Source organism: Flavobacterium sp. PLA-1-15, assembly GCF_049060005.1.
Lineage (GTDB): Bacteria > Bacteroidota > Bacteroidia > Flavobacteriales > Flavobacteriaceae > Flavobacterium.
In genome coordinates, this window is record NZ_JBMGQS010000011.1 from 62,165 (window position 1) to 88,586 (window position 26,422).

The window sequence follows — 26,422 nt, forward strand, 5'->3', positions numbered from 1 at the left end:
GGAGATGGGAGATGGGAGATGGGAGATGGAAGATGGAAGACACTAAATTTGCGGAGATGCTATTGATAGTCCAATTTGTTATTTTGACGAAGGAGGAATTTCATAATCTGAGGTCTGGCTTGCGGAGTTACTTTATGTGATTCCTCCTGCGTCGGAATGACAACTGAATTGTCTTGCTTTTGCAGATATTCGTGATGGTCCCTCGACTGCGCTCGGGATGACAACTGAACTATGCCATTTTGATGATAGGGAATGTGAAGTTGATGATGTACACTAAATGAATAACCCGCTTTGTCATTTCGACGAAGGAGAAATCTTATCATCTGAGGTCTGGTTTACGGAGTTTCTTTAGGTGATTCCTCCTGCGTCGGAATGACAACTACAGCACACGAAATGTACACCGCGTTTTGTCATTTCGACTAAGGAGAAATCTTATCATCTGAGGTCTTGTTTACGGAGTTTCTTTATGTGATTCCTCCTGCGTCGGAATGACAACTACATCACTACCGCTGATCAACACCTCGTTTTGTCATTTCGACGGAGGAGAAATCTCATAATATTAGGCCTTGCTTGCGGAGTTTCTTTATGTGATTCCTCATGCTTCGGAATGACAACTACAGCACACGAAATGTACACCGCGTTTTGTCATTTCGACTAAGGAGAAATCTTATCATCTGAGGTCTGGCTTACGGAGTTACTTTATGTGATTCCTCCTGCGTCGGAATGACAACTGAATTGTCTTGCTTTTGCAGATATTCGTGATGGTCCCTCGACTGCGCTCGGGATGACAACTGAACTGTCTGCTTTTGCGGCTATTCGTTGTGGTTCCTCTCCCGAAGCTTCGGGAGCGCTCGGGATGACAATAGGATTGCAGATTTTAATTTTTAATTGCAGATTTTTAATTGCAGATTTTTAATTTTTAATTGAAAACAAATCAATCCGGGTTGGCGAGGATTCGGAAGAGTTGTGCGTTTGATAAGTAAAACTGGTTTTCAATGCTGATCTGCGACAGCTTGGCGCTGACCAGATTGTTTTCTCTTGAGTTGATCAAGAACATCGAACTTTCGCCATAAGAGAACAGTCTTTCTTCTGATTCCAGCATAAAGATATAATCCTGTACCAACTCGTCAATTACGCTTTTCTGCCTTCTCAAAGAAAGTATTTCGGCCTGCTGTGCCTTGATTTTGTTGCCCAATTCGAGTCGTTGCTGTTCGGTTTCAAACTCCAGCTCCTGAATTTTCAGCTTGGCAATCCTTACATTGCCGCGTTCTTTCCTCAAAAAGATGGGAATGCTGAAATCAATGTAGAATTTATAATCATCGGCATTAAAAGAACTCCAATAATTGGGTTCTGAAATGTAATTGTAGCCCACATTCAACTTTGGAAGCAGTAAGTTGGCTTTCAGCTTCCTGTTGATTTCCAGCATCAGCCTCTTGTTTTCCAAAGCCTGAATCTTTGGATGTGCTTGCAGTGGTGGCGCCTTCAGGGCCAGTTCGTCGGTTTTTAAGGTCTCTTCGAGTGTTTCGAGTAACTTTTCTTCTGGCTTTACGCCGTCACCCAATTCTACCGGAACGTCTTCAATCCATAAATAATTGGCAAGTTCCAATTTGGCCTTTGCCAATTTCAGATCTCCGTTTTCCAGGTTCAGTTGGCGGTTCCTTACTGTGATTTTAGCCTCCACGCTGTCAATTGCCGGAGCGTCGCCCAATTCAATTAATTTCTTGGTACCGTTTAGGCGCGTACTTGCAAAGCCGAGGTAACGCTTGTAGAGTTCGGCTTCGTTGTAGGCCCTTCTCCATTCAAAATAGGCCTCGCTGGCTTTGTACAACACCTCAATGGCGCGGAGCTTTCTTTCGGCATCGCTCAATTGCAGCTGCAGTTTCCCCGATCGGACGTCTGCCATCCTTTGGTTGATGAACAAACCCTGCCCGAGCGGCACAGTTATTCCAAGTGAGGCCAGTCCGGCTTCCGGTGTCCGGTTCTGCGGATCAAAATACCGTCCCTGCGTATCGTCAAAACCCGCCTTTACTTCGATGCCGTACCATGTGGGTATTTTAAAACTGCTGTTCAAGAGCGAATAGTATTCTGTTCCCTTGAATTCTTTCTTGCTGTAATCCACCTCCACTTTTGGGTCAAAACCACCGCGCGCCACCATCAGCATCGCCTGTGCATTGCTCACTTCCAGATTGGCCTGCTTTACCAAGGGATGGTATTTTTTCACATAGCCCAAAAACTCCTTGTAACTCAGCTCCTCCTGCTTAAAATCTTGCCCGAACGATGTAAATCCTACCGACAAGAGCAACAGCAAAAGCATTCCTATCTTCCCGTCCATATTATTTCTTTTCCTTCGTATTTTCTTCCTTTTCTGCCGCATCATAATAATTTGGCGGAAAGCCGTTCAGATTTCGCCATATCTCATACCAAATCGGAACGGTCTCCAGCAATGCAATACTTTGCGCACCCGCACCAATACTTAGCTGTTTGGGCCATTTCTGATCATCGCCCTGCGGTGCTACCAGAATCCTGTATTTCCCGTTGGTGCTTATGAAGTTTTCAATCGCCACGACCCTGCCTCCAAAAGTACCGTAGGACAAGCCCGGCCAGCCCGAAAACACAATCCTTGGCCATCCGTCAAACCATACCCTTACTTTTGCGCCACGGTGTACCAACGGCAAATCGATAGGCTCCACATACGTTTCCACCGCAATCTCATAGCTTTCCGGCATGATGCTCACAATGGGCGTACCTTCCTTGATTGTTTCTCCCAGACCTGCCAGCAACGCCCTGTTTACGTAGCCGCTTTGTGGTGCCGTGATGTAATACAGTCCGCTTCGGATGCTGTAATTGGTATATTGGTTGCTCAATTTGTTGACCTGCGCTTCGGTGTCGTATTGTGTACTCAGGGCTGTAAACTTGTCGCTTCTTGATTTGGAAATCTTCTCCGAATATTCTGCCGTGATCCTTCCAATCTCCACCCTGGCGTTGATCAGTTCGTTCTTACTGCTCAGCAATTTGTTCTGCTGGGTAATGATGTAGGCTTCCGATTCCTGCAGTTTTAATCTTTTCTGTTCTACATCGGTCAGCGGTTTCAGGCCTTCCTTGTTCAAGGCTACCGAACGTTCAAACTGCGTCTGTGCGATCTTCAACTGTGTCTTTACCGCCTGCAGGTCCATGCTGTCGCTTTTTATCTTCAATTGTGCCTGCTTGATCTTGTTTTCGGCCTGTTGGAGTTTCAAGGTACGTTCCCTCTCAAGCGATTGTGCCTGCTGGTCGAGCGAACTCACCTTGTCACCATAGGATTCCACCGCCATTTTCTTGGCATCTACCTGTTGCTTTGTATTTCCCAATAAATTTGGATCGAGGTAGTCTTCCTTGATTTCTGAAATAAACAGAATGGTATCCCCTTTTTTCACGAAGTCGCCTTCCTTTACAAACCATTTTTCAATCCTTCCAGCAATGGTATTGTGTACCGTCTGAGGCCTTTGGTCGGGTTTCAAGGTGGTAACAGAACCCACTCCTGAGATATTCTGTGTCCAGGGCAGAAAAAGGCATCCTATGGTGAACAGCAGAAATCCAATGATGACCCTGTTCAATATCTTATAATGTGCGCGTCGTGCCACATTGGTAATGGACTTGTATTTTCCCGGGGTTATGAGTACGTTGTTGTCTTTTGATATGTTGAGCATGGCTTACAGTTTTATGTCGTTACTAATCTTACCTCCCTCAATGGTGATCATGCGGCTGCATTTTTCCTTCCAAATCTCGTTTTTAGAACTCACCACTACGGTCCAGCTGTTTTCCTCCGACAGCAGGAAATCGACAATCTTAGTGGAGGTAACAGCGTCCATCTTATCGACAGGGTCTTCCAGAAACAAAATGTTCGGCCTGTTGACAATGCTTCTGGCGAGCAGTATTTTCTGTATATCAGAAGCCGAAAGTTCGCTGCCGCCCGGATGCACCTGATGGTCCAATCCGTTTGGAAAGGTCTTGATGTAGGGTGTCAGGCAAACGTTGTCCAATGCCCATTTCAGCTCGTCGTTGTTTATGGTATCGTTTCCGAAGAGGATGTTTTCACGGATGGTTCCCGCAAAAAGCTCATCACCCTGCAAAAGCGTACCCGATTGTGCCCTATAGGCATCTTCGTCCAAACGGTTCATGTAATTATCGGTAACATACATGGTGCCGCTGGCCGGTTCGAGAAAGCCCGAAAGCATGCGCAAGAGCGTACTTTTTCCCGCTCCGTTGGAACCCGTAAGCAGGATTTTCTCGCCTTGTGAAATCTTCAGGTTGATGTTTTTGAGGGATCGTTTGTCAAAGCCCGGATAGTAGAAATCCATACTTTCGGTTTCGATGGTGATGCCCTTTTCGGTAATTTCAGAAGTCTTCGGAATGCATGAAATCTCCATATCCGTCACCTGCCCTATCTTTTCTACCGACGTAATCACATCGTACAACGATTCCAATCCAAAGATGATCTTTTCTACCGAATTGATCAGCAATACAATCACAATCTCTGCCGCCACAAACTGTCCGATGTTCATTTGATGATGAATCACCAAAAAGCCTCCTATGGAAAGCAGTGCCACGGTCACGACCACCTTAAAAATCACCAGTTGGATGTACTGTTTCTTCATTACCTGAAAGTGGTTTTCGCGGTAATTGACATATTCCGACACGTATGCATCGTTTCGTTCCAAGGCATACTCAAACCCTCTCTTCTTCCGGAAGCTTTCGCGGTTTCGGGCAATTTCCTGTATCCAGGCGGCCACCTTGTATTTGAACTTTGATTCGTTGAGACTGGTTTCGAGTCCGTCCTTGTAGGAATATTTAAAAATAATGTAGAGGATGGCGATGAAGAAAAAACCGATGACCATAAAAAAGGAATGGTACAGGGCCAACAGAATGATCCCGAAACCTACCTGAAGGAAGGCGGCACAAAAGTCCAAGAGCAATTTTGCAGTCCCTTTCTGCACCATCAGCGTGTCGAAGAAACGGTTGGCCTTTTCTGGCGCATATTCCGAATACATCTCCTTGAATTTAATCAACGGCATGCGGTAGGCAAATTCAAATGAGGAACGCACAAAAATACGCTGTTGCAGGTTCTCCACAATACGGAACTGAAGGATGGTCAGCACACCGCCAAAGCCGACACCTACTGTAACCAGCAGCACCAGCACGATCCACGAAACGCTGAGCTGTCCGCTTTGAATAAAGTTAATAATGGCCTGTATTCCCAAAGGGAGCGACAGGTTGACCAAACCGGCAAATGCGGCATAGAAAATGATCTGGTATACGTCGCGTTTGTCCAGTTTCAACAAACCCATAAAACGTTTGAGAGGTGTCATGAATGTAATACTAATTGAACGTTAAAGATACGGCAAAAGCCATAATACAGCAGTAAGAAATTATCTTACCTCAAAAAAAATATTTGTATTCTGCGGTGATTGGATGAGCAAATTACCGAGAGAATTCCTTTCTATCCAAGCAAGCAAGAAGCGATTTTCTTTTTATGCGGCGGCAAGATAAAACGAAAAAATTAGTACAACATTAAAATAACATTAGATTATGAGATTTTAAGATAGTTTTAGGAGGGTTGGGATGGGAGATGGGAGATGGGAGATGGAACTACAGTACACGAAATGAAAACCCCGTTTTGTCATTTCGACGGAGGAGTAATTTTATCATCTGAGGTCTGGCTTGCGGGGCTTCTTTATGTGATTTCTCCTGCGTCGGAATGACAACTGGAGTGTTCTGCTTTTGCGGATATTCGTGGTGGTCCCTTTCCCGAAGCTTTGGGAGCGCTCGGGATGACAACTACAGCACTTCTGCTGATGAAGACTCCGTTTTGTCATTTCGACGGAGGAGAAATCTTATCATCTGAGGTCTGGCTTACGGAACTTCTTTATGTGATTCCTCCTGCGTCGGAATGACAACTGAAGTGTTCTGCTTTTGCGGATATTCGTGGTGGTCCCTCGACTGCGCTCGGGATGACAATTTGAACGTCCAACTTTTGCGGTCATTCGTGGTGGTCCCTCTCCCGAAGCTTCGGGAGCGCTCGGAATGACAACTACAGCACTTCTGCTGATGAAGACACCGTTTTGTCATTTCGACGGAGGAGGAATCTCATAATCTGAGGCCTTGCTTATGGAGCTTCTTTATGTGATTCCTCCTGCGTCGGAATGACAACTGAAGTGTTCTGCTGTTGCGGATATTTGTGGTGATCCCTCCCCGAAGCTTCGGGAGCGCTCGGGATGACAACTACAGCACTTCTGCTGATGAAGACACCGTTTTGTCATTTCGACGGAGGAGAAATTTTATCATCTGAGGTCTGGCTTACGGAGTTTCTTTATGTGATTCCTCCTGCGTCGGAATGACAACTGGAGTGTTCTGCTTTTGCGGATATTCGTGGTGGTCCCTTTCTCGAAGCTTTGGGAGCGCTCGGGATGACAACTACAGCACTTCTGCTGATGAAGACTCCGTTTTGTCATTTCGACGGAGGAGAAATCTCATAATCTGAGGTCTGGCTTACGGAACTTCTTTATGTGATTCCTCCTGCGTCGGAATGACAACTGAAGTGTTCTGCTTTTGCGGATATTCGTGGTGGTCCCTCGACTGCGCTCGGGATGACAATTTGAACGTCCAACTTTTGCGGTCATTCGTGGTGGTCCCTCTCCCGAAGCTTCGGGGCGTTCGGGATGACAACTACAGCACTTCTGCTGATGAAGACACCGTTTTGTCATTTCGACGAAGGAGAAATCTCATAATCTGAGGTCTGGTTTATGGAGCTTCTTTATGTGATTCCTCCTGCGTCGGAATGACAACTACAGCACTTCTGCTGATGAAGACACCGTTTTGTCATTTCGACGCAGGAGAAATCTCATAATCTGAGGTCTGGTTTATGGAGTTTCTTTATGTGATTCCTCCTGCGTCGGAATGACAACTGGAGTGTTCTGCTGTTGCGGATATTCGTGGTGGTCCCTCTCCCGAAGCTTCGGGGCGTTCGGGAGGACAACTACAGTACTTCTGCTGATGAAGACACCGTTTTGTCATTTCGACGAAGGAGAAATCTCATAATCTGAGGTCTGGTTTATGGAGTTTCTTTATGTGATTCCTCCTGCGTCGGAATGACAACTGAAGTGTTCTGCTGTTGCGGCTATTCGTGGTGGTCTCTTTCCCGAAGCTTTGGGAGCGCTCGGAATGACAACTACAGCACTTCTGCTGATGAAGACACCGTTTTGTCATTTCGACGAAGGAGAAATCTTATCATCTGAGGTCTGGCTTATGGAATTACTTTATGTGATTCCTCCTGCGTCGGAATGACAACTACATCACTACTGCTGGTCGGAATGACACACGAGCAGATTGTATTTTCTTCTGTTAATGGCTTTCTATGACTGGTATTAGTTAAATATATAGACATTTAATTTTAATTGTGTGAAATATTTTAATATTAAACACGTTATCTATTAAATTTAAAATTAATTGCCAAATGAAAAACCAAAAACAAAATGGTAATGTCCCTGGACAGACCCTAAATGGAATCATCCTTGCGAAAGATGAAGAGTTTTACGACACTGCAGAATTGAAAATCATGTTTAAAACATCTGACAGTACGCTATCGCGCTGGCGGAAAAAAGGAGAACTGCCTTTTATCAAACCTGCAGGAAAGATTTTTTACCCCAAATCTTTCTTTAACGACACTCTTTTGGAAAGGAGTCTCCAAGAACTCAAGAAACCCCAAAAAAAATAATGCCCTAACCGTCAACCACAAGTTGACGGTTTTTTTTATGCCAAGCCCTTTTTTTTACCTCAAAAACACCTTTCTTTTGATACCCTTTGTTCTGCCTTTCTTCGGGTGTTCTTCGGTAGTTGTTCGGAAAAAGGGGGTGTTTTGCGAAGCGTTACCGAAGAACACCCGAACAACACCCGAAGAAGACTACCTAAAACAGCCCCTTTTGGAGGTACTTTGTCAAGACCGTTCAAAAGCCGTCAAAATAGTAGAAATGCACGCAATAATATACAACTAAACCCAAGTTCGGTCATCCTTGCCGTTTTTTTGGAGGACACAAAAACCCGTCCTACTTTCGTCTGGAATCCGCCTGTTGTGGGCTGGAACTATTAACTAATTCCTAATACTAAAAGCTATGGGAGAATACAATAAGGGAATTCTCGGTGCTTTTTCGGGCAAGGTAGGTCCTGTTGTCGGTGCCAATTGGCGGGGCAAGGACATCATCCGCAGTTTGCCAAAGAAATCGACCAAGGAGCCGAGTGAAAAACAGTTGTTGCAACGCGAAAAGTTTGCGTTTGTAACACGATTTGTAACACCGTTGGGGCCAATGTTGGGGCGCTACTTCGGACACAAGATGGGCGACCGTTCCAAGAAGAACATGGCACTGTCCTATCACATGAAAGAAGCAGTGGACTATGTGGCGGGACGCTATGAAATGGTGTATGAAAAAGTGCAAATCAGTAAAGGAGATTTGCTGGGCGTTGCATCGCCTAGAGCAACCGCAGATGCGGGCGGTAGTATCCATCTAACGTGGAACGACAATTCCGGACAGGCTACCGCAAAGCCTACCGATGTTCTGATTGCGGTGGTGTATAACACGGAAAAGCACTCCTCGGAAATGTTTTTCAAAGTAGCCAAGCGCTCTGAGCGTGAAGCAGATCTCCAGCTACCGGACTTTATGCTGGGGGACGAAGTAGAATGCTGGATTTCATTTGTCTCGGAAGACGAGAAAAAGTATGCGACCAGTAATTATCTGGGACGCATCAAGCTGATCTAGCATGCTGTGGAAGCCTCGGGGAAACTCGGGGCTTTTTTTTGGGAGTTTTACCTTGTTGGTGATTTGGCATGAGATTCATATTATTTAATATGTAGAACAGGATATAGCAGTATTAAAATCAATGGTGTTTTTTGATATGAAAATTGGAAAAAAAACGAAAAACTAAACATCTACAACCATACTTTGTAAGAAAGTGTTTTCTTTTACTATATTTGAACAAACTAATGAAATTTGGATACACCAAATCAAAATCCAGAACAAAAATCCCGCGACCAAATCGATGCTATGCTTCGACAAGCCGGTTGGCACGTTCAATCTAAAAAGGAAACTGATTTCAGTGTCGGATTGGGTGTCGCTATTCGCGAATACCAAACTAGTGTTGGTCCAGCTGATTATGTTTTATTTGTCAATCAAAAACCTTTAGGCTTAATTGAAGCCAAAAAAGAAGACGAGGGACACCGCCTTACAATGGTGGAGGAACAATCTGCGGAATATGCAAACTCCTCACTTAAGTTTTTCAAAAATACAGAAGGATTAAAATATATCTACGAAAGCACGGGCGTTTTGACCCGCTTTACCGATTATACCGACCCAAAACCACGAGGGAGAAATGTTTTTAGTTTTCATAAGCCGGAGACGTTGTTAGAATGGTCGAAAAGAGACAAAAGTTTAAGAGGAAGGTTTACAGATTATCCTGTTTTAGATGCAGCAGGTTTACGTCCGGCGCAGATTATTGCCATCAATAATTTAGAGAAATCTTTTAAAGGCAACCGACCGAAAGCGCTGATTCAAATGGCGACGGGTGCGGGTAAAACTTTTACTGCAGCGACTTTTATTTACCGATTATTAAAATTCGCAAAAGCTAAACGCATTCTGTTTTTAGTCGATACCAAAAACTTGGGCGAACAGGCCGAGCAGGAATTCAGAGCCTATCAACCACAGGATGATAACCGCAAGTTTACGGAATTGTATAATGTGCAACGATTGACTTCCAGCTATATCGCTGATGAAAGTCAGGTGTGTATTTCTACCATTCAGCGGATGTATTCTATTTTACAGGGCGAAGAAATGGATGAGGATGAAGATGTAGTGAACCCCAATGAAAATTCAGGTTGGATAGAAAAACAATTGGCAAAAAGAGACGCCATTCCTGTGGCTTACAATCCGAAAGTTCCCATTGAGCAATTTGATTTTATTATTATTGATGAATGCCACCGTTCTATTTACAATCTTTGGAAACAAGTGTTGGATTATTACGATGCCTTTTTGGTAGGATTAACCGCAACGCCCGACAAAAGAACCTTTGGTTTCTTTAATCAGAATGTAGTGAGCGAATATACTTACGAAGAATCGGTTATTGATGGCGTAAATGTTCCTTACGATGTTTATTTAATAGAAACCGATATTTCTACCAAAGGTGCTTTGATTGAAAAAGGTTGGTTTGTAGATAGAAGAGATAAACTTTCCAGAGCCAAACGCTGGCAACAGGTGGACGAAGACACCGCCTATCAGCGCAATGATTTAGATAAAAAAGTAGTCAACATCAGCCAAATCAGAACTATTATTAAGGCTTATAAAGATGCTTTGCAAAAAGACATTTTTCCTAATCGTTTTGATGAAAAGGGCGAATATGAAGTGCCTAAAACTTTGGTCTTTGCCAAGACCGACAGCCACGCCGATGATATTATCAACATCATCAGAGAAGTGTTTGATGAGGGCAATGATTTTTGTAAAAAAGTAACTTATAAAAATGACGAAAAGCCCAAAACAGTACTAAATAATTTTAGAAACCGCTATAATCCGCGTATTGCCGTTACGGTAGATATGATTGCGACCGGAACCGATGTAAAACCTTTGGAGGTATTGCTGTTTATGCGGGATGTGAGAAGTATCAATTATTTTGAACAAATGAAAGGACGTGGAACACGTACCATTTCTGCCGATAAATTAAAACTGGTCACCAAAACAGCGGATGCTAAAACACATTTTGTGATTGTAGATGCCGTTGGTGCAACAAAATCTAAAAAGACCGACAGCCGTCCGCTGGAACGTGCACCAACCATTCCGTTAAAAGATTTGTTGCAAGCCGTTACAATGGGTGTGCAGGAAGAAGATGTGTATCTCTCTTTGGCTAATCGACTCATCCGTTTAGAAAAACAACTGACCGATGCCGAAAAAGAAAAAATACAGGAACTGGCAAAAGGGAAAAGTTTAAAACAGATGACCCGTGAACTGATTGAGGCTTTTGATGCTGATGTTATTGCCGATAAAGCAAAAGCCTTCACTGCCCAAATTCCAGTACAAGAGCGTACGCCTGCAAAAGAAGAGCAAGCCAGAGCCGAAGCGCAGGAAGCTTTAATGAAAACAGCATCTTTAACTTTTAATGGCAAACTGAACGAGCATATTGATAATGTGCGGAAACAGCACGACCAGATTATCGACCATATCAATCTGGATGAAGTGACCAAAGCAGAATGGGACACCGAATCTGTGGACAAAGCCAAAGCCTTGATTAACGATTTTAGCGAATATCTTAAAGCCAATAAAGACGAGATACAGGCGCTGAGTATTTTCTACGACCAGCCTTACAACCGTCGCGACATTACTTTTAAAATGATAAAAGAAGTAATGGATAAACTGAAACTGGAAAAACCGCTGTTGGCTCCGGCAAATGTTTGGAGTGCTTATGCGGGTATAGAAGAAGTGAAAAGCGATTGCCCGAAAGATGAACTGACGGCATTGGTTTCTTTGATTAGAAAAGTGTGTGGCATAGATGAAGAACTGAAACCTTTTGATAAAACTATTGACGAGAATTTTAAGCGTTGGATTTTTGCACAAAATGCCGGACAGCACAACCGCTTTAGTACCGAACAGATGGAATGGCTGCGGATGATAAAAGACCACATTGTAAGTTCGTACCATATAGAGCTGGATGATTTAGATTATAACCCGTTTGACAGCAAAGGCGGAAGAGGGAAGATGTACCAATTATTTGGTAACGAAATGGATAGTATTATTAATGAATTAAATGAAGCGTTGGCTGCATAATGAGAGAAGATTGGATAGAGTGTAAATTTGATGATGTATTTTTCACAACATCAGGTGGAACACCAAGTAGAAGAAACGAAAATTATTATATCGGAGATATACCTTGGATAAAATCTGGGGAACTAAAAAGTAATGTTATAACCGAAGCAGAAGAATTTATTTCTGAAGAAGCGATAAAAAATTCAAGTGCTAAAGTATTTCCGACTGGAACAATTCTTTTAGCTTTATACGGTGCTACAATAGGGAAAATTGCAATTTTAGGAATTCCTGCGGCAACTAATCAAGCAATTTGTGGAATATTTGAAACGCCATTTGTTTTCAGTAAATATGCTTATTATTATTTAGTAAATAAGAAATCATATCTTATTAAACAGGGGATTGGAGGAGCACAACCAAATATTAGTCAAACAATTTTAAAGAATTTAGATTTCTCGTTACCACCATTTCCTGAACAACGAGCCATTGTTAAAAAATTAGAAAGTTTATTTAGCAGTTTAGATGCAGGTATTGCCGATTTAAATAAAGCACAACAGCAATTAAAAATTTACAGACAAGCGGTTTTGAAAAAGGCCTTTGAAGGGGAGTTAACAAAGGAATGGAGAGAGAAAAATAATGTAAATAATAGTTGGGCAACTTTTTCATTTAAAGATATTGCCGATGTGATTTCGGGTAAAAATCAAAAAGAAGTAGAAGTTGCCCATGGTAAATATCCAATTTATGGTAGTGGGGGAATCATCGGAAGAGCTAGTAAATTTATTTGTGAGGAAGGAACCACAATTGTTGGAAGAAAGGGGACTATTAACTCGCCTATCTATGTCAAAGAAAAATTTTGGAATATAGATACCGCCTTTGGTTTAAAATCAAAATCTGATGTAGATGATAAACTATTCTATTTTTGGTGTTTATCTTATAATTTTAAGCAGTTGGATAAAAGTACCACTATTCCAAGCTTAGCAAAAAGAGATATCGAACTAATTCCAATTAATTTAACTAAAAATCAATTAGAACAACATCAAATCGTCAAACAGATTGAATCCCGTTTATCTGTTTGTGATTCTATAGAACAAAACATCAAAGAAAGTTTAGTAAAAGCAGAAGCCTTGCGCCAAAGCATTCTTAAAAAAGCATTTGAAGGTAGTTTGTTAACTGCACAAGAGTTGGCAGAATGTAAACAAGCTGCAGATTATGAACCTGCAAGTGTATTGTTAAAAAAAATAAAATCCGAGCATGAAGCCAATAAATTAGTAGATAGAACAATAAAAATAAAACCTAAAATCAAGATGGATAAAAAAGAAATTTTAGTGCTCTTAATGGAGAATAACAGCGAAATGCCTGTAGATCAATTGTGGAAGGATTCTGTCTATACAAATGATATTGATGCGTTTTATTTGAAGTTAAAAGAGTTATCAGAGCAAGGTAAAATTGAAGAGGTGAAGAATGGTAAAAAGGTAACCATTAAATTAATCTAAATCCATGAGAATAGATAGAGTTCAAATTAAATCGTATAAAAATCTTACAGATTTTGAGATAGATATCGATGAAGGCAAGATGATTACTGTTCTACTTGGGCAAAATGCCACAGGAAAGTCTAATTTTATCGAAGCTTTAGTATTAATATTTAAGCATCTTGATTTAAATACTGATACAAAACGTTCGTACCCTATTTTTGAATATGAAATCAATTACCAAATCAAAAATCAAATTATTGAGGTCGCGTATTCAAACAAAAAATACACAGTTTCAGTTGATGAAAAACCACTCAGTCTAAAAGATTTTTTTTCTATTGAAAATAAAAAGTTATTTCAGCCCAAATACGTATTCACTTACTATTCAGGTATAAGCAACAAGCTTAAAGAACACTTTTGGGATCATCAAAATACATTTTATGATAAAATTATTAAAGAAGATTTTAATAAAGAGGAAATTGACGATCTGCGTAAATTATTTTACGTACAATTAGTACACTCTTATTTTGTGCTTTTAGGTTTTTATACCCATAGAACTGCATCAACGAATGATTTTTTGAATGACGTATTAGGTATCGAAGACATTAATTCTGTTCTTTTTATTCTAAAAAAACCTGAATGGGCTAAAGATAAAGAAGATGTGTTTTGGGGTGCAAAAGGATTAGTACGTAATTTCTTAAATATTTTATGGGAGTTAAGTTTTGCTCCTATTTACAATTCCGAAAGAATAAGGAAAGACTTCAGAGAGTACGATTCACAGGAGAGATTGTACTTATATCTAAAAGGAAATACAGAAATCGATAGTTTAGCCAATCATTACAGTAGTAATGTAGAATTATTTAAAGCCTTAGAAAGTACCTACATATCAAAATTACTTGAAGAAGTACGTATACGGGTAAAAAAACGTAATATAGATCAATCTATTACTTTCAGAGATTTAAGTGAGGGTGAGCAACAATTGTTAACGGTTTTGGGTTTATTGAAGTTTACAAAAGATGAGGATTCTTTAATATTGTTAGATGAACCAGATACCCATTTAAACCCGTTATGGAAATGGCATTATATGAAATATTTAGAAGAGGTAGTTCAAAAACCAGAATCCACTCAAATTTTTATTAATACACACGATCCGTTAGTAATTGGGTCTTTGGTAAAGGAAGAAGTTCGAATTTTTACCAAAACTGACAATGGAACAGTTGTAAATCAACCAGATATTGATCCCCGAGGTTTAGGGGTTGATAACATCTTAAAAAGCGAATTATTTGGATTGCCATCAACATTAGATGAACCAACTTTACAAAAAATAGAAAGGAGAAACTGTTTAGCAATTAAGAATGCGAATAATGAGGCATCAGAGAAAGAATTATTCGAATTAAATCAGTTACACAACGAATTGCAAACTTTAGGATTTACTAATCCTTTTAATGATCCACTGTATCAAAAATTTGCTGTAGCTTATCAACAGTATGAACAGGAAGAACATAATGCTACATACAGCTCAGATCAACTTAAGAAACAAGAAGAAATTGCATTAAGTATTATTAATCGTTTAAAAAGCGAAGAAAAATGATATTTATAGATATTACGAAATATAAACCATCAAACGAATGGTTAGTTAAAGCTCAAGCTGTTAAAGATTTAGTAAAAGCAGAACTAGATTATAAAAAGAAACTTGATATAATTGATAGTCACAAATTGCTATGGGGAGAATTAAAAGAAGATTTAAGAAAATTATCACATAATAAATGTTGGTATTCTGAATCTGTCGATGCTTCTGCTCATTCTCATGTTGACCATTTCAGACCGAAAGGTAAAGTTGTTGAAAAAGATAAAACTGAGAGGGAGGGATACTGGTGGTTAGCTTTTGATTATTTAAACTATCGCTATAGTGGTGGAGCTGGAAATGTTCGTAAAAAGGATAAATTCGACGTTATTAAGAATAAGTGTACAAAGGAAGATGATGATTTGGAAGATGAAGTTATTTACTTGTTAGATCCTTGCAAACGAGCTGACGTTGGCCTACTTAATTTTATTGACAATGGTGAAATTACTTATAGTGCTGAGTTAGCAGATTGGAATAAAGAGCGAGTAATTTATACAATCGAGACGCTGAATTTAAATTTTAATATGCTTATTGAGGAAAGAGCAAAAGTTTGGAAAAAATGCAACAGCTTGATTACCGATGCTCAAAGCATTTTAGAGGAATTGTCAACAAAACAAACAGTAAAAAACAATACTCTTTTTGAAGAGAAATTAGAACAGATAGCAGAGCTAAAAGATAAAACAAAACCTTTCTCAGCGGTAGCGCAATCTTGTATTTATAGCTCAGGATTGAGTTGGTTAAAACAAATTTAGAACAATGACAGAAGCAGCAATAGTATCAAAAATATGGAATCTGGCGAATGTAATGCGCCACGATGGAGTTGGGTATGGGGATTATTTGGAACAAATCACCTATCTGCTATTTCTTAAAATGGTGGATGAATTAAATAAACCACCTTACAACAGAAACCTAAAATTACCACGACTGAAAGATGTAGAAGGCAAAGAAGTGGAAGGTTCCGAAGTTTGTTCGTGGGAGAATTTAATTTCAAAGAACGGTGCAGAACTGGAGTCTTTTTATATTCAGGCATTACGATCATTAGGTACGGAAAAAGGGATGTTGGGGCAAATCTATGTGAAGAGTCAGAACAAAATACAAGACCCATCCAATCTGCAACGCATAATCACGATGATTGGCAAAGAAGACTGGAGTATGATGGGCGCTGATGTGAAAGGAACCATCTACGAAGGTTTGTTGGAAAAGAATGCGGAAGATACCAAATCGGGAGCAGGTCAATACTTTACGCCAAGAGCATTAATCAGAACAATGGTTGCCTGCGTACAGCCCAAACCAATGAAAACCGTGATAGATCCGGCGTGCGGTTCTGGCGGTTTCTTTTTGGCAGCCTACGATTGGCTTACAGAAAACAATAAATTAGATAAAGATGAAAAGATGTTCTTAAAGAACAGTACTTTTCACGGCAATGAAATTGTAGCCAGCACGCGTAGAATGTGTCTGATGAATTTATATCTCCACGGTATTGGAGAAATAGATGCAGAACCGTTGGTAAAATCAAACGATGCATTGATTGCCGCCGAAAGCCAGACGTATGATTATATTTTAGCCAATCCACCATTTGGTAAAAAAAGCGGAATGACCGTTACCAACGAAGATGGAGATATTGAGAAAGAAGACATCAGCTACAATCGTCAGGACTTTTGGGAAACCACCAGCAACAAACAGTTGAACTTTTTGCAGCACATCAAGTCCTTAATGAAGATTGATGGCGAAGCAGCAGTTGTTTTGCCGGACAATGTTTTGTTTGAAGGCGGTGCCGGAGAAGAAATCAGAAAGCAGTTATTAAAAACAACAGAATTGCATACTATTTTACGTTTGCCAACCGGTATTTTCTATGCCAATGGTGTAAAGGCGAATGTGCTGTTCTTCAATAACAAACCCGCCAATAAAGAGGCGTGGACTAAAGAAGTCTGGTTTTATGATTACAGAACCAATGTTCATCACACCCTGAAGAAAAAGCCTTTAGCAGAATCTGATTTGTTAGATTTTGTAAAATGCTATAATTCTTCTAACATCCATAAACGTAAAGAAACCTGGAGTGAAGAAAACCCAGATGGTCGATGGAGAAAATACAGTTATGATGAAATCATTGCTAGAGATAAAACCAGTTTGGATATCTTTTGGGTAAAAGACCAAAGCTTAACGGATTTAGACAATCTACCTGACCCCGATGTTTTGGCATTAGAGATTATTGATAATATTGAAGCGGGATTAGCGAGTTTTAGAGAGATCGTGAGTGAGCTGGAGAAGAGTGAAGAAAACCAATAATTATAAAGTATTTATTTTCTTTTATAGCGTTTGATAACATAATCAGAAATAATTACTAAGCTTGTGACCTCGACTGGATTCAAACCAGTAACCTTCTTTCCTATTTTAAGATGTTTTGTGTAAATTACTGAGCGAATCAATGACCGTCTGCTTAGAAGGCAGATGCTCTATTGCAGTAATTTATTTAAGAGCTCATGTTTCGCTCTTGAAGTAAGACAAATATAAAAATAATATTTATAAACTCTGATTTATATTACAATATCTTGAATCTACAACACCTCCAACATATCACCCTACAACACCAAGGCTTACTACACCCTTCCACATTCGGCACAGGCAAACAAGCGGTGCTGGATGCAATGGAGCGTCTTGGTTATCTGCAAATTGACACCTTGTCGGTTGTGGAGCGTGCGCACCACCATACGCTTTGGAGCAGAATACCGGATTATCAACCACAGTATCTAGATGAACTGCTGCAGGAACGGCAGGTTTTTGAGTATTGGTTCCATGCGGCATCGTATCTGCCTATGCAGGAGTTCCGCTTTGTGTTGCCCCAGATGCTGGAGATCAAGCAGAATGGGTCGCGGTATTACCGAGCAGATCCAAAAGTGATGGCGTATGTATTGGACAGCATCCGTGCGGAAGGCCCTAAACAGTCCAAAGATTTTGAAAGCAAGAGCAAGCAACCGGGAAGCTGGTGGAACTGGAAGCCTACCAAACTGGCACTGGAACGGCTCTTTATGCAGGGCGACCTGATGGTAACTGAACGCAAGGGAATGCAGAAAAAATACGACCTCCGCGAGCGGGTACTGCCTGCCTCGGTTGAGGTGTCGGTTCCGAGTCCGCTTGAGTTTGCCGAATATCTTGTACAGACGTATCTGCGGGCGTATGGCTTTACGACGGTGAAACAGATCACGCATCTGAAAAAGGGTTCGGCGTTGCGCAACAATGTGGATACGGTCTTGAACAGCATGCTTGAGGAGGGTAGTCTTCAAAAAGTGGCGGTTGAGGGCATGCCTGCGGTATTTGTGCCCACTGCTGTGATGGAGCAATCGGTTGGGGTGGTGGCCCCGACTGTACGGTTCCTTTCCCCTTTTGACAATTCGATCATCCATCGGGATCGGCTGCAGCAATTGTTTGGGTATGATTTCCGACTGGAATGCTATGTGCCACAGGCGAAAAGGCAGTTTGGGTATTTCTGTCTGCCGATATTGTTTGGAACTGCCTTTATTGGGAGGATGGATTGCAAGGCGCATCGGAAAGAGAAACGGTTTGAGGTGATTCATTTGCATGTGGAGAACGAGGGTATTCCTGTGGAGGCGTGGCTGGGGAGTTTTATGGAGGTTTTGAAGGCGTTTGCTGTTTTTAATGGCTGTGAGGGGATTGAGGTGACGGAGGTTAGTCCTGCTGGGTTGAAAGGTGCTTTGCTTGGGGTTTAACCGCAAAGGGCGCAAGGGTTTTACGCGAGGGTCGCTAAGGGGTGTGTTGGTTTTTTGTTTGGAAAGATGAAAAGGTGCTGTGCTTGGGTTCATATAAAACGCTGCGCTTGGTTTTGGCCACGGATGCACAGATTTAAAGCGAATTATTTGGCGCTGCGCTTGTTTTTTTTTGCCACGGATTACACAAATTTACACGAATAATAAGCCTTATAGATTAAAGGCTTCGCTTGGTTTTTTGCCACAGATTACACGGATTATACAGATTTACTTTTTCTGTTTGAACTATGTTTTTGGGTCGCTAAGCATGTGAAGGTGGTGTGCTTTTTTTGCCGCAAAGAATCGAAGAATCGAATTATTTGAAAGGGTGTGTGCTTGGGGTTTAACCGCAAAGGTCGCAAGGGTTTTACGCAAGGTTCGCTAAGGGGTGTGTTGCCTTTTTTGGGAAGACGCAAAGGTGCTGTGCTTGGGTTGACATAAACACTGCGCTTGGTTTTTTGCCACGGATGCACAGATTTGAAGCGAATTATTTGGCGCTGCGCTTGGTTTTTTTGCCACGGATTACACAAATTTACACGAATAATAAGCCTTATAGATTAAAGACTGCGCTTGGTTTTTGCCACAGATTACACGGATTACACGGATTATACTGATTTACTTTTTCCGTTTGAACTGCGTTCTCGGGTCATGGATTAAGTGGATTTTGAGAAAAAAAGATGGGGGCTTTGCTTGGTTTGATGCGGCTTATAGAAATTTTGTATTTTAGTTGTGTGGAACCTTTTTAAATGATGCTGCTATGAGCAAAAACAAGACTGTTGAAACGGAAGTGAGCGTGGCTGCTTTCCTTGATTCTTTTGTGGAGAGTGACCCAAAAAAGGAAGACAGTTATCAACTGATTGCGCTTATGCGGGACTGGTCGGGATTTGAACCGAAAATGTGGGGACCCAGCATTATTGGTTTTGGCAGTTACCATTATCAATATGCCAGCGGACATGAAGGCGATATGCCCCTGATTGCCTTTTCGCCCCGCAAAGCGGCATTCTCGCTGTATGTTTATTCGCCGTCCGAAGAAAACAAGTCTTTATTGGATGGATTAGGAAAATATAAAATGAGCAAAGCTTGCATCTATGTCAATAAATTGGCAGACATTGATGTTTCGGTTTTGGAAAAAATCTGCCGTGCCTCCATAGCCCATCTGAACGAACATCACGAGTGTGCCTGCAGGACGCAAGCCCATAAATCATAGACTAATCTTTATATTTTAAATCATGTCTGAACATAAAAAAACAATCGAACGCTATATGCAGGGCTTTAGGGAAAGCAATCATGAGGAAATACTGTCGTGCCTTGCAGAAGATGTGATTTGGGAAATGCCCGGGGTTTACAAGCATGTCGGCAAGGAAGCCTTTGACAAGGAAATTGAAAACGAAAACTTTGTGGTGAGTCCGACCATCCAAATACACCGATTGGTGGAGGAGGGAAATATCGTAATTGCCGAAGGAGCTGTTCAGGGTGAAATGGTAAACGGCAATAAACTCGATGCGGTATTTTGTGATGTATTTGTATTTGAAAATTCGAAAATCAAACAGCTCACCTCCTACCTAATGTCTAAAAATGCATCACTCCATTTTGGTTGAAACGATTGTAAAAGGAATACTTTTTTTTCCTACATTCGTTTCGAAAGTTTGAACTTAACACCGCGTAAAGCAATGACAAGCAACAACTGCCTCAACTGCGAGAAGGAATTAGTGGACCAGTATTGTTCCGGCTGTGGGCAAAAAGCCGACACCCACCGGATTACTTTTAAGAATTTTATCTTTCATGATGTGTTGCATGGGACTTTTCATCTTGAAAAAGGGATCCTTTTCACGATTAAGGAAGCTTTACTCCGCCCTGGGAAAGCGTCGTTGGATTATATTTATGGAAAAAGAAAAAGGTATTACAATGTGTTCTACCTCATCCTGCTGACCTTTGCCTTCTTGTTGTTCCTTCGTCATTTTTATGCTGAACTACAGCTGGCACTAGGGTATGAAATCCCTCATTATGCCGATAATGAATCGGAAGCCAATAAAGCATTGGACAACATATATTCTCAAAAGAGCAAGTTGCTGCTTTTTCTTGCTATTCCATTTGGAGCACTCAACAGCTATTTGTTGTTTAGAAGAAAGAAATTGAATCTGAGTGAGCATTGCATCATTGCCGGAATGCTGTTGTTAGGATCGTTACTGTTTTCCATATTGGGGCATCTGATCTTTTATTTTAGCTTGATTATAGAGTTCAGTGATGGCTTTGCGAATACTGTGAGCCAATCCATCATTTTCCTAATCTTCTTCTACATTTGTTATGGTTTTTATAATGCCTTCAGTGCTGCTTATTCCAAATGGGGTATTGCCTATAGGATTGTCTTGTTCTTTGTAATGCTTGCTTTTGAAATGGCGCTCTTATTGCTGCTCTTGATTGGGATTGTTTCCAACTGGACGTTTCAGGGCACTTACAGTATCAATCCTATGGCTCCATAGGAGTATTTGAATCTGGAACTTATAGGCATCGCTTGAGTCTAACCTTAGAATGCATCGTTTTTTATTAGCCTCTGATGACAAATTAGGGCCAAGTTAAGACGTGCGCTGTTTTGGGATTTCAAGGATTTGGAAGCTATAAAAGAATTCAGTAATAGTATAACTCTGTTTGGGGGCTTTGGTGGAAATTTGATTGTACAGTAGCTTGCCGATTAGCTGGTGAAATAAAACGACCCCATGACCAAAAATCCCGTAAAACAATTATACCATTACCAAGAAAAGGATATCCAATCTATCTTTGAGAAGTTGGAAACACCTTCGCGTGCAAAGTTTCTCTACCAATTGCCTACCGGTGGCGGAAAGACAGTAGTTTTCTCCGAAATAGCAAGGCGCTACATTGAGCAATACGGCAAGACCGTCACTATCCTCACCCACCGCAAGGAATTGTGCCAACAGACTTCCACTACCTTAAAGCGCCATGGTGTTCAGAACAAGATCATCAGCAGTACGAGTAAAAACTTCAAGGCAAAGCACAATTGCTATGTGGCGATGGTGGAAACACTGCGGAACAGGATCAAATCTAAAAAAATCAAGACACAGGATGTAGGGCTGGTGATCATCGACGAAGCGCATCATAATTCCTTTAGAAAATTGATGGACAGCTTCAAGCATGCTTCTGTTATTGGTGTAACCGCGACGCCGTTCAGCTCCGACATCACCAAACCGATGAAACAACATTACGAGTCGCTTATTGCCGGAGAAAGCATTGCCACTCTAATCGAAGGTGGTTTTTTGGCTTCGCCGAAGTCCATCAAGTATGAAGTGGAGCTGAACACCCTCAAGACAGGCGTGCACGGCGATTATACCGTCAGTTCGTCAAATGAATTGTATGGTTCGCAGGCGATGCTTGCACTTTTGCTGAAAGGCTACCAAGAACATGCATCAGGAAAAAAGACGCTTATCTTCAACAACGGCATCGATACTTCGACAAAAGTACGTGCCACCTTTGAGGCGGCCGGCATTCCCATCAGGCATCTCGACAATCGCACTTCAAGCGAAGAGCGAAAAGAAATACTGGCTTGGTTCAAGAAAACCAAAGGAGCGGTACTTACTTCAGTATCCATACTCACAACCGGTTTTGATGAGCCAAGCGTTCAAACGGTCGTCCTCAACAGGGCTACCACTTCGATCACCTTATACCATCAGATGGTGGGGCGTGGCTCCAGAAGACTGCCTTCCAAAAAGAGCTTTCAGATCATTGACCTGGGCAACAACATAGAGCGTTTTGGCCATTGGGAAGAACCTGTAGATTGGAAGCATGTGTTTGAGCATCCCGAAGTATTTGCACAGCAACTGCAGGGACAATCCACTGGTTCAGCCGTACAGTCTCATGGATTATCTGCTGCGTTGAGGGCACAATTTCCCAATACGTTGGAGCTGACGTTTGATGTAGAAAGTCATTATCAGGAGGCACTGGAAGCCGATCAAAAACCGAAAGTGGTGATCCAGCAATCCATCCGACAGCAAGCGTTGATATGTTTGGAGAATGCCACAACCCTATCCGAAGCCCTTCATTTGGCGGAAGCCCTTCAACCTGAAATTGAGTGGCGCATCAAGCAATATGTTAGCTGTCTAGAGAAAGCCACCAAAAGCTATAAGGAATGGCTGTTGGAAGATTATCAGTTACGCCTTTCGACCTTTATAAAGAAATTATACGCAAGAAGGCAATCGTTGGAAGTTGCCAATGGCTAATACTTACACTTAATCATACCAACCATGGAACATTTATTTTTTAAAGATTGGGAAAGCCTCTATCATATTGCCATTTGTGCCTTAGTGTCGTATCTGGCCTTGTTCCTGTTTATCCGAATCTCGGGCAAAAGAACGTTGGCGAAATTGAATGCATTTGATTTTGTGGTTTCGGTGACGCTGGGTTCCACCCTGTCTTCGATGATCCTGATGAAAGTCACTGTTTCAGAAGGATGTATTGCCCTTATGGTCATCATTTTGTTGCAATATCTGCTTGCCTTTATGGCTAAAAAATCCAAGACTATGGAAAAAGCGATCAACTCTACTCCGTCGCTTTTGTTTTACAACGGTTCTTTTATGGAAGATGCGATGAAAAGGGAATTGATTACGGAGGAAGAAATCTATGCAGAAATCAGGCAATACCGTATTGAACGAATTGAGGATGTTCGTGCCGTGGTGATGGAATTGAACGGCGAAATGACCGTGGTTAAAAAAGCGGAAGCGTTGAGCAAATGGACTTCGTTGGATGATATCTACCTTAAAAAATCCTAGTCTTAACAAGTAAAAACTTCGTAAGCAATAATGAATATTGGATTAGAGCTTCTTTTTTAATTAGCTTTCTTAGGCATTTTTCCTCAAAAGGGAATACGAGTTGGAGGTATAATCTGTTAAAAAAGCATTTATTCCCAAATGTTTCCCAGATTCAATAAGTAACTTTGTGGTTATGAAAATCCTAATTGTTGAAGACGAAAAAGCCTTACTGGAAACGATATCTGCTTCGCTTACCAAAGAGCATTTTGTAATTGAAACGGCCACCGACTTCTTTTCGGCGAGCGAGAAGATGGAATTGTATGACTACGACTGCATCTTGCTAGACATTATGCTGCCCAACGGAAGCGGACTGCAACTTCTGGAACAACTTAAAGGCCTCGGCAAATCAGGAAACGTGATCATCATTTCGGCGAAGGATTCGCTTGACGATAAATTGACGGGACTGGAACTGGGTGCGGATGATTACCTTACAAAGCCTTTTCATATCGCGGAACTCAATGCGCGCATCAAGGCTGTTATTCGCAGAAATAATCTCGACGGGAAAAACACGATTGAAATTGCAAACGTTGTGCTGGACTTGAAGGAGCGTACTTTTTTTGTGGATCAGGAAAACGTGCCGCTCAACAGGAAGGAATTTGATGTACTGAATTATTTCCTGCTCAACAAAAACAGACTGGTTACCAAAAATGCCTTGGCGGAACACGTTTGGGGCGACAATATAGACCAGGCCGACAACTTTGATTTTATCTACTATCAGATTAAAAACTTACGCAAAAAACTAACTGATGCGAATGCTACAATAGAAATTGAGGCAATCTACGGCATCGGCTATAAGCTTATTGAACGATGAACCTACTGAATAAATCGCTCCTGCATCTTTCGGTTTGGCTGTTTTTTATCATCGCCTTATGGTCGGTTTTTTTCTATTTCAACATGCTCAACGAGATCAAGGAAAGTGTGGACGAAGGGTTGGACAATTACAAGCGGCAGATTATCTATAATGTAGCGAAAGATTCGACACTATTGGACAAGAATAATTTTGAAGAAGGTTTTTTTGCCATCCGTCAAATCCCAAAGGATAAATCTATTAGGATAAAGGACACCTATATTGACACGCTGATGTATATGCAGGACGCGGACGACGAGGCGCCAGAACTGGAGCCTGTGCGTTTGCTGGGGACGGCTTTTGAAAACAAGGGGCGTTTTTATGAATTGAAAATCATCAACTCGATGGTGGAGGAAGATGACTTGGTGGAGGAATTGTTTCGTGAGGCCGTCCTGCTCTACCTGCTTTTGATTGCCGCCATTATCCTGCTGAACCGTTTTGTGCTGCGCCGTCTTTGGCAGCCTTTTTACTCCTTCCTTAACCAATTGCAGCATTATCGTGTAGGGAGCAGCAAGCATTTTCCAGAGGTGAAGACGAAAACCCAAGAATTTACGGATTTGCAAAAGGCTGTGCATATCTTGCTTCATCATAATGTGGAAACCTACGAGCAGCAGAAACAGTTTATTGGGAATGCTTCGCACGAATTGCAAACGCCCTTGGCCATCGCGACCAACAAGCTGGAACTGCTGATTGAAAAAGGCAATCTGGACACGGAACAAGCAGGAAATATTGCCGAAATCATGGCTATCGTTGAGCGGTTGGTTCGCTTGAACAAATCGTTGCTGTTGCTGACGAAGATTGAGAACAAACAATTCCTGGACAACAAGACGGTGCTGGTAAACGAAATTGTGAACCAAAGCGTAAATGATCTGGAGGAGATTGCGGCATTTAAAAACATTACGCTTTCGGTAGATGCAAGTGCCGAATTGACGACGGAGATGGATGTTTCGCTGGCGAATATTGTAGTTTCGAACTTACTGCGGAATTCGATTTTTCATAATATTGAAAATGGAACTGTGGCTATCACTATTTCTGAACATTCGATCACGATTAGCAATACTGGTATTCCGACACCTATTGATGAGCTGCAACTGTTTACACGTTTTCACAAATCTGAAACCCACAGCAACAGTACGGGGCTTGGACTGGCCATTGTGAAGGCAATCTGCGATTTGTATGGTTTTAGGCTTTCGTATCGTTTTGAAGATAATCTGCATTATTTTGAGTTGCGGGTGAACTAAACTTTTTGTTCCCAAATGTTTCCCACTTCGTGTTGTTGCTTTGCCACATGAACGTGATCAAAACCTACCTTTCGGTTGCTGCAGTCGTTGTACTCGCCGGCAACTGCTTTTCTCAAACGGCAACGAAGCCGGAAAAAGTTTCACATGCGGAACCCCTGTATCTTGACCTGGTGCGGGATCTGGGTGCGCGTAAAGGTGAGAAGGAGTTTAACGCCGCCTTTGACTTTACGAAATTTAAAAACTTCAACGAGCAATCCTTTTTGGTTGAATATGAATTTGCTCCCATCAACCGTGTGGGCTTTGAAGTGGAAGTTGATTTTTCGTTTTTTAGAAGAACTGCCGACAATGCCTCTGCTCCCAACAGCAAAATAGAATCCTTGCGGTTCTCCACACAGTATTCTTTTTTTGTTTCGACAAAACTGAAAACCACTTTGGCCGTTGGCTACACGCAAATATTTGAGCTGGCCGATTTCAAGGACTACAAGAAAAGCAGTCTTGTTACCGGTGCGGTTTACAATCCGTTTTTTGTGGCGGCGAAGCGCTGGGGCGATCATTTCAATACCTTGGTTTATGCCTATCCGCTATTGGAACACGACTTTGCGACCAATCGACTGGATCTTGACTGGGAAATCAATACTTCCTTCCTTTTTACGATTCCGCAGACCAAACATTTTGTGGGTGTGGAATTGAACAAAGAATTTAGGGACGGTAAATTTGACATGACGATTCGCCCACAGGCGAAAATAAGAGTGAGTCAGCAGGTGGCTTTAGGTTTTGTTACGGGCATCCCAACGAAAAAGAAGGATGAAGACATCAGCTCTTTTTTGAGAATTATCTATGAACCTTGAATTAT

Annotated in this window: 22 protein-coding genes; 17 read left to right on the forward strand and 5 right to left on the reverse strand. The window is 41.6% G+C overall.

Annotation, left to right across the window (positions count from 1 at the left end; all coding sequences use genetic code 11):
• Positions 1–59 precede the first annotated feature (59 nt).
• The 5 genes from ACI6PS_RS08680 to ACI6PS_RS08700 all read right to left on the reverse strand — a co-directional run bounded on the left by ACI6PS_RS08680 (position 60) and on the right by ACI6PS_RS08700 (position 7,420).
• The gene (locus ACI6PS_RS08680; RefSeq protein ID WP_421012164.1) at positions 60–323 is read right to left on the reverse strand and encodes a hypothetical protein; all 264 of its coding nucleotides are present in this window, start codon (positions 321–323) and stop codon (positions 60–62) included.
• 611 nt (positions 324–934) lie between these two features.
• Positions 935–2,332 carry a TolC family protein gene (locus ACI6PS_RS08685; protein WP_421012165.1) on the reverse strand — a complete coding sequence of 466 codons (1,398 nt, stop codon included), beginning with the start codon at positions 2,330–2,332 and terminating at the stop codon, positions 935–937.
• Between the two features lies 1 nt (position 2,333).
• A complete protein-coding gene (locus ACI6PS_RS08690) occupies positions 2,334–3,686 on the reverse strand; it encodes an HlyD family secretion protein (protein ID WP_421012166.1) in 1,353 nt (450 codons plus the stop codon).
• A gap of 3 nt (positions 3,687–3,689) precedes the next feature.
• Positions 3,690–5,345, reverse strand: a complete 1,656-nt coding sequence (locus ACI6PS_RS08695; RefSeq protein WP_421012167.1) for a peptidase domain-containing ABC transporter — start codon at positions 5,343–5,345, stop codon at positions 3,690–3,692.
• A gap of 1,934 nt (positions 5,346–7,279) precedes the next feature.
• Positions 7,280–7,420, reverse strand: coding sequence for a hypothetical protein (locus tag ACI6PS_RS08700; RefSeq protein ID WP_421012168.1), 141 nt, complete (start codon positions 7,418–7,420; stop codon positions 7,280–7,282).
• A 69-nt stretch (positions 7,421–7,489) separates the two neighbouring features.
• On the opposite strand from ACI6PS_RS08700, the gene ACI6PS_RS08705 reads away from it, so the two are divergent.
• The 17 genes from ACI6PS_RS08705 to ACI6PS_RS08785 all read left to right on the forward strand — a co-directional run bounded on the left by ACI6PS_RS08705 (position 7,490) and on the right by ACI6PS_RS08785 (position 26,417).
• On the forward strand, positions 7,490–7,750 hold the full coding sequence (locus ACI6PS_RS08705; RefSeq protein ID WP_421012169.1) for a helix-turn-helix domain-containing protein: 261 nt from the start codon (positions 7,490–7,492) through the stop codon (positions 7,748–7,750).
• 141 nt (positions 7,751–7,891) lie between these two features.
• Positions 7,892–8,122 (forward strand): hypothetical protein, encoded by a 231-nt coding sequence (locus ACI6PS_RS08710; RefSeq protein ID WP_421012170.1) that lies wholly within the window; start codon positions 7,892–7,894, stop codon positions 8,120–8,122.
• A gap of 22 nt (positions 8,123–8,144) precedes the next feature.
• Positions 8,145–8,786, forward strand: coding sequence for a DUF6266 family protein (locus ACI6PS_RS08715; RefSeq protein ID WP_421012171.1), 642 nt, complete (start codon positions 8,145–8,147; stop codon positions 8,784–8,786).
• A 285-nt stretch (positions 8,787–9,071) separates the two neighbouring features.
• Positions 9,072–11,834, forward strand: a complete 2,763-nt coding sequence (locus tag ACI6PS_RS08720; protein ID WP_421012172.1) for a type I restriction-modification enzyme R subunit C-terminal domain-containing protein — start codon at positions 9,072–9,074, stop codon at positions 11,832–11,834.
• A complete protein-coding gene (locus tag ACI6PS_RS08725) occupies positions 11,834–13,303 on the forward strand; it encodes a restriction endonuclease subunit S (protein WP_421012173.1) in 1,470 nt (489 codons plus the stop codon). The genes ACI6PS_RS08720 and ACI6PS_RS08725 overlap by 1 nt, the downstream gene beginning before the upstream one ends.
• A 4-nt stretch (positions 13,304–13,307) precedes the next feature.
• Positions 13,308–14,870, forward strand: a complete 1,563-nt coding sequence (locus ACI6PS_RS08730) for an AAA family ATPase (protein WP_421012174.1) — start codon at positions 13,308–13,310, stop codon at positions 14,868–14,870.
• Positions 14,867–15,655, forward strand: coding sequence for a hypothetical protein (locus tag ACI6PS_RS08735; RefSeq protein WP_421012175.1), 789 nt, complete (start codon positions 14,867–14,869; stop codon positions 15,653–15,655). The genes ACI6PS_RS08730 and ACI6PS_RS08735 overlap by 4 nt, the downstream gene beginning before the upstream one ends.
• A gap of 4 nt (positions 15,656–15,659) precedes the next feature.
• On the forward strand, positions 15,660–17,189 hold the full coding sequence (locus ACI6PS_RS08740; protein WP_421012176.1) for an N-6 DNA methylase: 1,530 nt from the start codon (positions 15,660–15,662) through the stop codon (positions 17,187–17,189).
• A 263-nt stretch (positions 17,190–17,452) separates the two neighbouring features.
• Positions 17,453–18,628 carry a winged helix-turn-helix domain-containing protein gene (locus tag ACI6PS_RS08745; protein WP_421012177.1) on the forward strand — a complete coding sequence of 392 codons (1,176 nt, stop codon included), beginning with the start codon at positions 17,453–17,455 and terminating at the stop codon, positions 18,626–18,628.
• 793 nt (positions 18,629–19,421) lie between these two features.
• Positions 19,422–19,871 (forward strand): DUF1801 domain-containing protein, encoded by a 450-nt coding sequence (locus ACI6PS_RS08750; RefSeq protein WP_421012178.1) that lies wholly within the window; start codon positions 19,422–19,424, stop codon positions 19,869–19,871.
• Positions 19,872–19,893: 22 nt separating this feature from the next.
• Positions 19,894–20,262: a nuclear transport factor 2 family protein gene (locus tag ACI6PS_RS08755; RefSeq protein ID WP_421012179.1), complete on the forward strand. Its 369-nt coding sequence runs from the start codon at positions 19,894–19,896 to the stop codon at positions 20,260–20,262.
• A gap of 72 nt (positions 20,263–20,334) precedes the next feature.
• Positions 20,335–21,144, forward strand: coding sequence for a DUF3667 domain-containing protein (locus tag ACI6PS_RS08760; RefSeq protein WP_421012180.1), 810 nt, complete (start codon positions 20,335–20,337; stop codon positions 21,142–21,144).
• Positions 21,145–21,378: 234 nt separating this feature from the next.
• Positions 21,379–22,893: a DEAD/DEAH box helicase gene (locus ACI6PS_RS08765; RefSeq protein ID WP_421012181.1), complete on the forward strand. Its 1,515-nt coding sequence runs from the start codon at positions 21,379–21,381 to the stop codon at positions 22,891–22,893.
• Positions 22,894–22,917: 24 nt separating this feature from the next.
• Entirely contained in the window at positions 22,918–23,442 is a 525-nt protein-coding gene (locus ACI6PS_RS08770) for a DUF421 domain-containing protein (RefSeq protein WP_421012182.1), read from the forward strand.
• A gap of 172 nt (positions 23,443–23,614) precedes the next feature.
• Positions 23,615–24,292 (forward strand): response regulator transcription factor, encoded by a 678-nt coding sequence (locus tag ACI6PS_RS08775; protein WP_421012183.1) that lies wholly within the window; start codon positions 23,615–23,617, stop codon positions 24,290–24,292.
• Positions 24,289–25,569: a sensor histidine kinase gene (locus ACI6PS_RS08780; RefSeq protein WP_421012184.1), complete on the forward strand. Its 1,281-nt coding sequence runs from the start codon at positions 24,289–24,291 to the stop codon at positions 25,567–25,569. Before ACI6PS_RS08775 ends, ACI6PS_RS08780 begins: the two co-directional genes overlap by 4 nt.
• Before the next feature lie 47 nt (positions 25,570–25,616).
• Positions 25,617–26,417 carry an HAEPLYID family protein gene (locus ACI6PS_RS08785; protein ID WP_421012185.1) on the forward strand — a complete coding sequence of 267 codons (801 nt, stop codon included), beginning with the start codon at positions 25,617–25,619 and terminating at the stop codon, positions 26,415–26,417.
• The last annotated feature ends 5 nt before the right edge of the window (positions 26,418–26,422 follow it).